Origin of the sequence: Streptomyces sp. S3(2020) (assembly GCF_013044505.1) — a bacterium.
Taxonomy (GTDB): domain Bacteria; phylum Actinomycetota; class Actinomycetes; order Streptomycetales; family Streptomycetaceae; genus Streptomyces.
In genome coordinates, this window is sequence record NZ_JABERD010000357.1 from 1 (window position 1) to 6,018 (window position 6,018).

Genomic DNA, 6,018 nt, shown 5'->3' on the forward strand with positions numbered 1-6,018 from the left:
GGGGGGGGGGGGGGGGGGGGGGGGGGGGGGCGGGCGTGGCCCGGCGTTCCTGGAGGACGCCGGAGGGATAGAGGAGGAGGTGCCCGGCGAGGATCGCTAGCTCCAGGGCAGTCGCTTTCAGGAGCGTCACGGACAGGCCCGCCAGTCTGCTCGGGAGCAGCCGCTGACAGAGCGGAAGAAAGGGCGCCGCTGCCCTGGTGACCTTCATGGCCGACCTCCTGTCGGCACACGAGAAGACAGCTCCGTCCCCCGTGTGCCCTCGTGGGAGGCCGCGGCGGAGGCGGCCGAGGAGGCACGAGGAGGGCGCGTGGGGTGGGTGCGGCGGGTGGCGCGAGTGGAGCATGGTGCGCCGATGACCTGGCGAGGCTCCCTGCCGGTGTGGCGACGAGGCTCCCCGCTGTCGTGCCTTACCTGCCCTACGTGCCCTTCGTGCCACCGTCGGCCCACCGCACCACCACGGCGCGCGGCCCGCGGCGCGGTGGTGCGGCGACCTCGTTGCGGCTCCCGTTGCGCTTGCTCCCGCTGCGGTACGGGGGTCGCGTACTGGTGCGGCCCGTGTGCCGCAAAGACTCGGAACGGTGCGCGGCGAACGTGTCCCACCGTGTGATTTCCCCCTCGGTCTCCACCGCGAAACTGCCGGTTACGGGATGCTGGAGATAACGTTCGTTCACTTACTCGCACAATGTGGTGTGAGGACGTCCGTGCCGTATCGGCGCCGTCGCGGTGGCATACATGGCATGTTCGGTACTTGTCGGTACGGATGGATGTAGTCGCTTCATGGAGGCAGTGATGGGTGTGGCAGCCGGTCCGATCCGCGTTGTGGTGGCCAAGCCGGGACTCGACGGCCATGATCGCGGGGCCAAGGTGATCGCGCGGGCACTGCGCGACGCCGGCATGGAGGTCATCTACACCGGGCTCCACCAGACGCCCGAGCAGATCGTCGACACCGCGATCCAGGAGGACGCCGACGCGATCGGCCTCTCCATCCTCTCCGGCGCCCACAACACGCTCTTCGCCGCCGTCATCGACCTGCTCAGGCAGCGGGACGCGGCGGACATCCTCGTCTTCGGCGGCGGGATCATCCCCGAGGCGGACATCGCTCCGCTGAAGGAGAAGGGGGTCGCGGAGATCTTCACCCCGGGAGCGACCACTCAGGCGATCGTGGACTGGGTCCGCGCCAACGTGCAGCAGCCGGCGGGGGCGTAGGCCGCTCCAGGACAGTGGGCCGGCCTGGCCGACGCCGGCCGGTCCCGTCAGACCGCCCCCAACTCCCGCGCCATCGCCGCCCGCAACCGCAACGTCGTCACCAGCCGCTGGAACGCCTCCGCCCAGTACCCACCGGCCCCGGGACTCGCGTCCTCCGACTCGTCCGGCACCGCCAGCAGCCCGTCCAGCCGCCCCGCCTCGGACGGATCGAGACACCGCTCCGCCAGCCCCATCACGCCACTGAAACTCCATGGGTAACTCCCCGCGTCCCGCGCGATGTTGAGCGCGTCCACCACAGCCCGCCCGAGCGGCCCCGCCCACGGCACCGCACACCCCCCGAGCAGCTGAAACGCCTCCGACAGCCCGTGCGCCGAGATGAACCCCGCGACCCAGTCGGCACGCTCGGCTGAGCCCAGCGTGCCGAGCAGCTTGGCGCGCTCGGCCAGGGACACCGCCCCGGGACCCCCGGCCTCGGGCGCCCCGGGTGCTCCCAGCAGCGCCCGCGCCCAGGCCGAATCCCGCTGCCGTACGGCCGCCCGGCACCACGCCGCGTGCAGTTCGGACCGCCAGTCGTCCGTCACCGGCAGCGCCCCGATCTCCTCCGGCGTACGCCCACCGAGCCGCGCCGCCCACGTACCCAGCGGTGCCGCCTCCACCAACTGGCCGAGCCACCACGACCGTTCACCCCGTCCCGCCGGAGCCTTGAGCACTACACCGTCCCGCTCCATGCTCGCGTCGCACTCGAACGGCGCCTCGACGGTGATCGTCGGTGTCTCCCGCATACGGTCCAGGGCCACGCACGCCGTCGCCCTGACCGCCATCCGCGCGGCCAGCGCGGAACCCGGCAGCGCGGAGAGCAACTCGGCCGCGGTCGCCCGGACGTTACGGCTCCGGTCGGCCAGCGCCTGCTCCAGGAACGGCTCGTCGTCCGCGCCGAGACCCGTCCGCAGCGAGTCGAGGAACATCAGACGGTCCTCGGCCCGCTCCGTCGCCCACGTCGTCGCCAGCAGCTCCCGCCCGGCGGCGGGCTCACGGGCGCGTATCGCGGCGAGCAGCGCGACCCGCTCCGCGAACAGGCCCTCCTGCCACAGCTGCCGCACCCGGTCCGTGTCCCCCGGGTGCGGCAGCGCCGGGTCCCCGCCCGGAGCCGCGCGCAGGGCGAACCGCCAGTCCGGGTTCAGCCGCGCCAGCCACACGGCACGCGGCCCCGCGAACGCCAGCGCCGCCGGCCGCAGATCCGTACGCCCCCGAGCCGCGTCCAGCAGCGACGGCAGCATCTCGGGGGGTGCCGCGAAACCGCGGGCGTTCGCCGTCGCCAGCCATTGGGGCAGCAGCTCCATGAGGTCCGGGGACGTGCCGCGGCGACCTCCGCCGCCCGCGCCCGGGCGGTCGGCCAGCAGCATCGAGAGCCTGCGGGCCGCTGCCGCGGGCAGGGCCGGGCGGGTCTCCGCGGGAGCCGGTTCCGGCCGCGCCGCCGCCGGGGCGGGCCGCAGCCCGGCCCGCCGCCGTACGGTCTGTGCCGCCGCCGCGTCCAGCAGGACGACGGGTGCCTCCCGGCCGGGCGCCGCGCCCGGTGGGGTGCGGCGCTCGGTCCCGAGCAGGGCGGTGGTGACGAGTTCCGCCCAGACGTCCTGCGCGGGTGGATCCACAGGGGTGGACGTGCTGTTCATGCGGGTCCTTTCCGTGGGGTGGCGCGGTGTGTGGGGGAGGTGAGGGTGTGGGTGTGGGTGCTGTGGGTGTCGGTGCCGGTCTGTGCTTTGGATGTCCTGCATGTCGTGCGTGTCCTGCGTGTCCTGCGTGTCGTGCGGGCGGCTCGGGTGACGTGGGTGTTGTCGTCCGTGTCCGCGTGTGCCGTGCGGCTGGTGCGCGTGGCGTGCACGTTGGTGTCCGTGTGTCCTCCGAGGTCGGTGCGGATGGGATCGGCGTCGGTGTGCGCGGGTGGCGCGAGGCCGGTGCCGGTGGTGTGGGTGGGGTCGGTCTTTCGGGTACGTCTGTGTTGTCGCGTCGGCGCGGGCACGCCGTGCGCGTCGGCGCGGGGTGCCCCGCGCTCGGCCTGGGGCATGTGGGCGGCTGCGCGGCAGAGCGCCCGCTGCTCCGGCCGGTTCAGTACAGCGCCACCCCTTCGCCTGCCCCCTCGGGCCAGGCCGTCAGCGGGGTGAAGCCGCGGTGGCCGCCCTCGCCGAAGACCTTGACCGGGGCGCCGCCCGAGAGGGCGACCAGGCGCCACAGGCCCGGACGGGAGCGGGCGGTGGGGGTGAGGGGCAGGGCCGTGTCCCCGTCCGCGTCCGCCAGTTGCCAGGTGTCGCCGTCCGGGGTCGGGACGACCCGGTGCAGCGTCACCGGCACCGAGTCCAGCCACGGGTCGTCGCGCAGCGCCTCGCCGTAACGGGCCGCCGCCTCAGCCGGGTTCGTCCCCGGCGGACGTATCGCCGCGGGCACCGGCGGCGCGAACTGTTCGCCCAGCGCCGCCCGCACCTGCCCGGCACCCGGATACGCGGACACCTCCGCCTCCAGGACCAGCCCCACCGGCAGAGCCAGTTCGGGGGCCCGGCCCGCGGCGCCGAAGGAGAGGAGCAGAGCGGTGCGACCGGACTCGGCGCCGTGCAGCCAGATCCGGCGGGTCGTCAGCCGGGCGTCCGCCGTGTCGTACTGGGCGACCACCAGCCAGCGGTCCCGCACCGCCGGTCCGTCCGCCGAGGCGGGCAGGCCGATACGGGAACGGACCGTCGCCGCCAGACCGTCGGGCAGCCGCTCGCGGCGCAGCCAGCCCTGGTCCAGGAGGTGGAGGAGCGCGCACTCCTCCAGCAGCCGAACCGGCCAGCCCGGACCGGACGCCGGAATCGCCCCCAACTCCCGCACCCGGGAAGCGAGTCCGGGTGCCTGGGCGTCGACCATGCGGGCCGCGGTCTCCTCCCACATCCCGTACCCCGCCTGCTCCGCACCGGCCAGCCCGCCGCGCAGCAGATCCGCGAGACGCTGCTCCAACTCGGTCGCCCCCGCGGTGACCAGCGTGGCCCGGCGCTCCGCCCTGCGTCTGGCCGCCTCCGGGTCACCGCCGCCGGCGGACGCCGTCGCGTCCTTCTTCTCCTCCGCCCGCTTCCTTCTCCCCTCCAGCCACTGCTCCGCCCAGTCCGGTGCCTGCCCCCGCGGCACCGCGCTGTCCTCGCCCGCCCAGAGCAGCAGCAGCCCGAGGGCGTGCTTGCACGGGAACTTGCGGCTCGGGCAACTGCACTTGTACGCCGGCCCGGACACGTCCGCGATGTCGATGACCGTCTGATACGGCTTGCTGCCACTGCCCTTGCACTGCCCCCACACCGTCCCCTCGTCGGAACTCCCCGCCTCGGACCACGGCCCCGCCGCCCCGAGTTTGCTTCCCGCTTTGCGTGACGCGGCGTCAGGCGCCAGCGCCAGCACCTGGTCCGCGCTCCAGCGCACCCCCTGCTGAGTCATGTCATCGAAGGTAGATCCCACCACTGACAATCGGTCCGGCGAGCGGCCTCGACATCGCGTTTTCGCAGGTCGGAACGGATTGTCAGTGGCGTGGTGCACCGTGGTTGTCAGATCCGAACCGGCCGAGCTGGAGGGGGCTCTCAGCCATGTCTGTGTCCGTGGACGCGATGTCCGTCGAAGCATCCGCATCACCTGCGAACGAGCCGACCGAGGAGTTGCGTCCGCACGCCGAGGACGCCTTCGCCGCCGAACTCGCCGCGCTGGCCGCCCAGGACGACCGTCCGCGCCCGGCCCGCTGGAAGCTGTCGCCGTGGGCGGTGGCGACGTATCTGCTCGGCGGCACGCTGCCCGACGGCACGGTGATCACACCGAAGTACGTGGGCCCGCGCCGTCTCGTCGAGGTCGCCGTCACCACCCTCGCGACCGACCGCGCCCTGCTTCTGCTCGGTGTGCCCGGCACCGCGAAGACCTGGGTGTCCGAGCACCTCGCCGCCGCGGTCAGCGGCGACTCGACCCTTCTGGTGCAGGGCACGGCCGGCACACCGGAGGAGGCGATCCGGTACGGCTGGAACTACGCGCAGCTGCTCGCCAACGGCCCCAGCCGCGACGCGCTCGTACCCAGCCCGGTGATGCGGGCCATGGCGGAGGGGATGACGGCCCGGGTGGAGGAGCTGACGCGTATCCCCGCCGATGTCCAGGACAGCCTCATCACGATCCTCTCCGAGAAGACACTGCCGATACCGGAGTTGGGGCAGGAGGTGCAGGCCGTCCGCGGCTTCAACATCATCGCCACGGCCAACGACCGGGACCGCGGGGTCAACGACCTCTCCAGCGCCCTGCGCCGCCGTTTCAACACGGTCGTGCTGCCGCTGCCGGACAGCGTCGAGGCCGAGGTCGACATCGTCTCGCGGCGCGTCGACCAGATCGGCCGCTCGCTCGACCTGCCGGCCGTGCCCGAAGGTGTCGACGAGATCCGCCGGGTGGTGACCGTCTTCCGTGAACTGCGCGACGGGATCACGTCCGACGGCCGGACGAAGCTCAAGTCGCCCAGCGGCACGCTGTCGACGGCGGAGGCGATCTCCGTCGTCACCAACGGCCTCGCCCTCGCTGCCCACTTCGGCGACGGCGTGTTGCGGGCCGGCGACGTCGCCGCGGGCATCCTCGGCGCCGTGGTCCGCGATCCGGCGGCCGACCGCGTCATCTGGCAGGAGTACCTGGAAGCGGTCGTCCGGGAACGCGACGACTGGAAGGACTTCTACCGAGCCTGTCGAGAGGTGAGCGCATGAGCGGGGACGACTTGGGGTGGGGGCGCCCCGGCGGAGGCCAGGGCTCAGGCGGCTCGGGCGGCTCCGGGGGATCGGG

5 protein-coding genes and 1 pseudogene are annotated in these 6,018 nt (G+C 73.5%); 2 read left to right on the forward strand and 4 right to left on the reverse strand.

What is annotated here, in order from left to right:
- Positions 1-208, reverse strand: a pseudogene (locus tag HLK59_RS51735) (lipase); the annotation flags it as partial.
- Positions 209-789: 581 nt separating this feature from the next.
- Here HLK59_RS51735 and HLK59_RS47425 point away from each other — a divergent pair.
- On the forward strand, positions 790-1,206 hold the full coding sequence (locus HLK59_RS47425; protein WP_171147897.1) for a cobalamin B12-binding domain-containing protein: 417 nt from the start codon (positions 790-792) through the stop codon (positions 1,204-1,206).
- A gap of 47 nt (positions 1,207-1,253) precedes the next feature.
- Here HLK59_RS47425 and HLK59_RS47430 read toward each other — a convergent pair whose 3' ends face one another.
- The 3 genes from HLK59_RS47430 to HLK59_RS47440 are packed head-to-tail and all read right to left on the reverse strand — an operon-like array spanning position 1,254 to position 4,656.
- Positions 1,254-2,876 carry a DUF5691 domain-containing protein gene (locus tag HLK59_RS47430; protein WP_171147898.1) on the reverse strand — a complete coding sequence of 541 codons (1,623 nt, stop codon included), beginning with the start codon at positions 2,874-2,876 and terminating at the stop codon, positions 1,254-1,256.
- Entirely contained in the window at positions 2,873-3,268 is a 396-nt protein-coding gene (locus HLK59_RS47435; protein ID WP_171147899.1) for a hypothetical protein, read from the reverse strand. The genes HLK59_RS47430 and HLK59_RS47435 overlap by 4 nt, the downstream gene beginning before the upstream one ends.
- Before the next feature lie 41 nt (positions 3,269-3,309).
- A complete protein-coding gene (locus HLK59_RS47440; protein ID WP_171147900.1) occupies positions 3,310-4,656 on the reverse strand; it encodes an SWIM zinc finger family protein in 1,347 nt (448 codons plus the stop codon).
- 146 nt (positions 4,657-4,802) lie between these two features.
- Between HLK59_RS47440 and HLK59_RS47445 the strand changes: the two genes are divergently transcribed.
- Positions 4,803-5,942 carry an AAA family ATPase gene (locus tag HLK59_RS47445; protein WP_171147901.1) on the forward strand — a complete coding sequence of 380 codons (1,140 nt, stop codon included), beginning with the start codon at positions 4,803-4,805 and terminating at the stop codon, positions 5,940-5,942.
- Positions 5,943-6,018 lie beyond the last annotated feature (76 nt).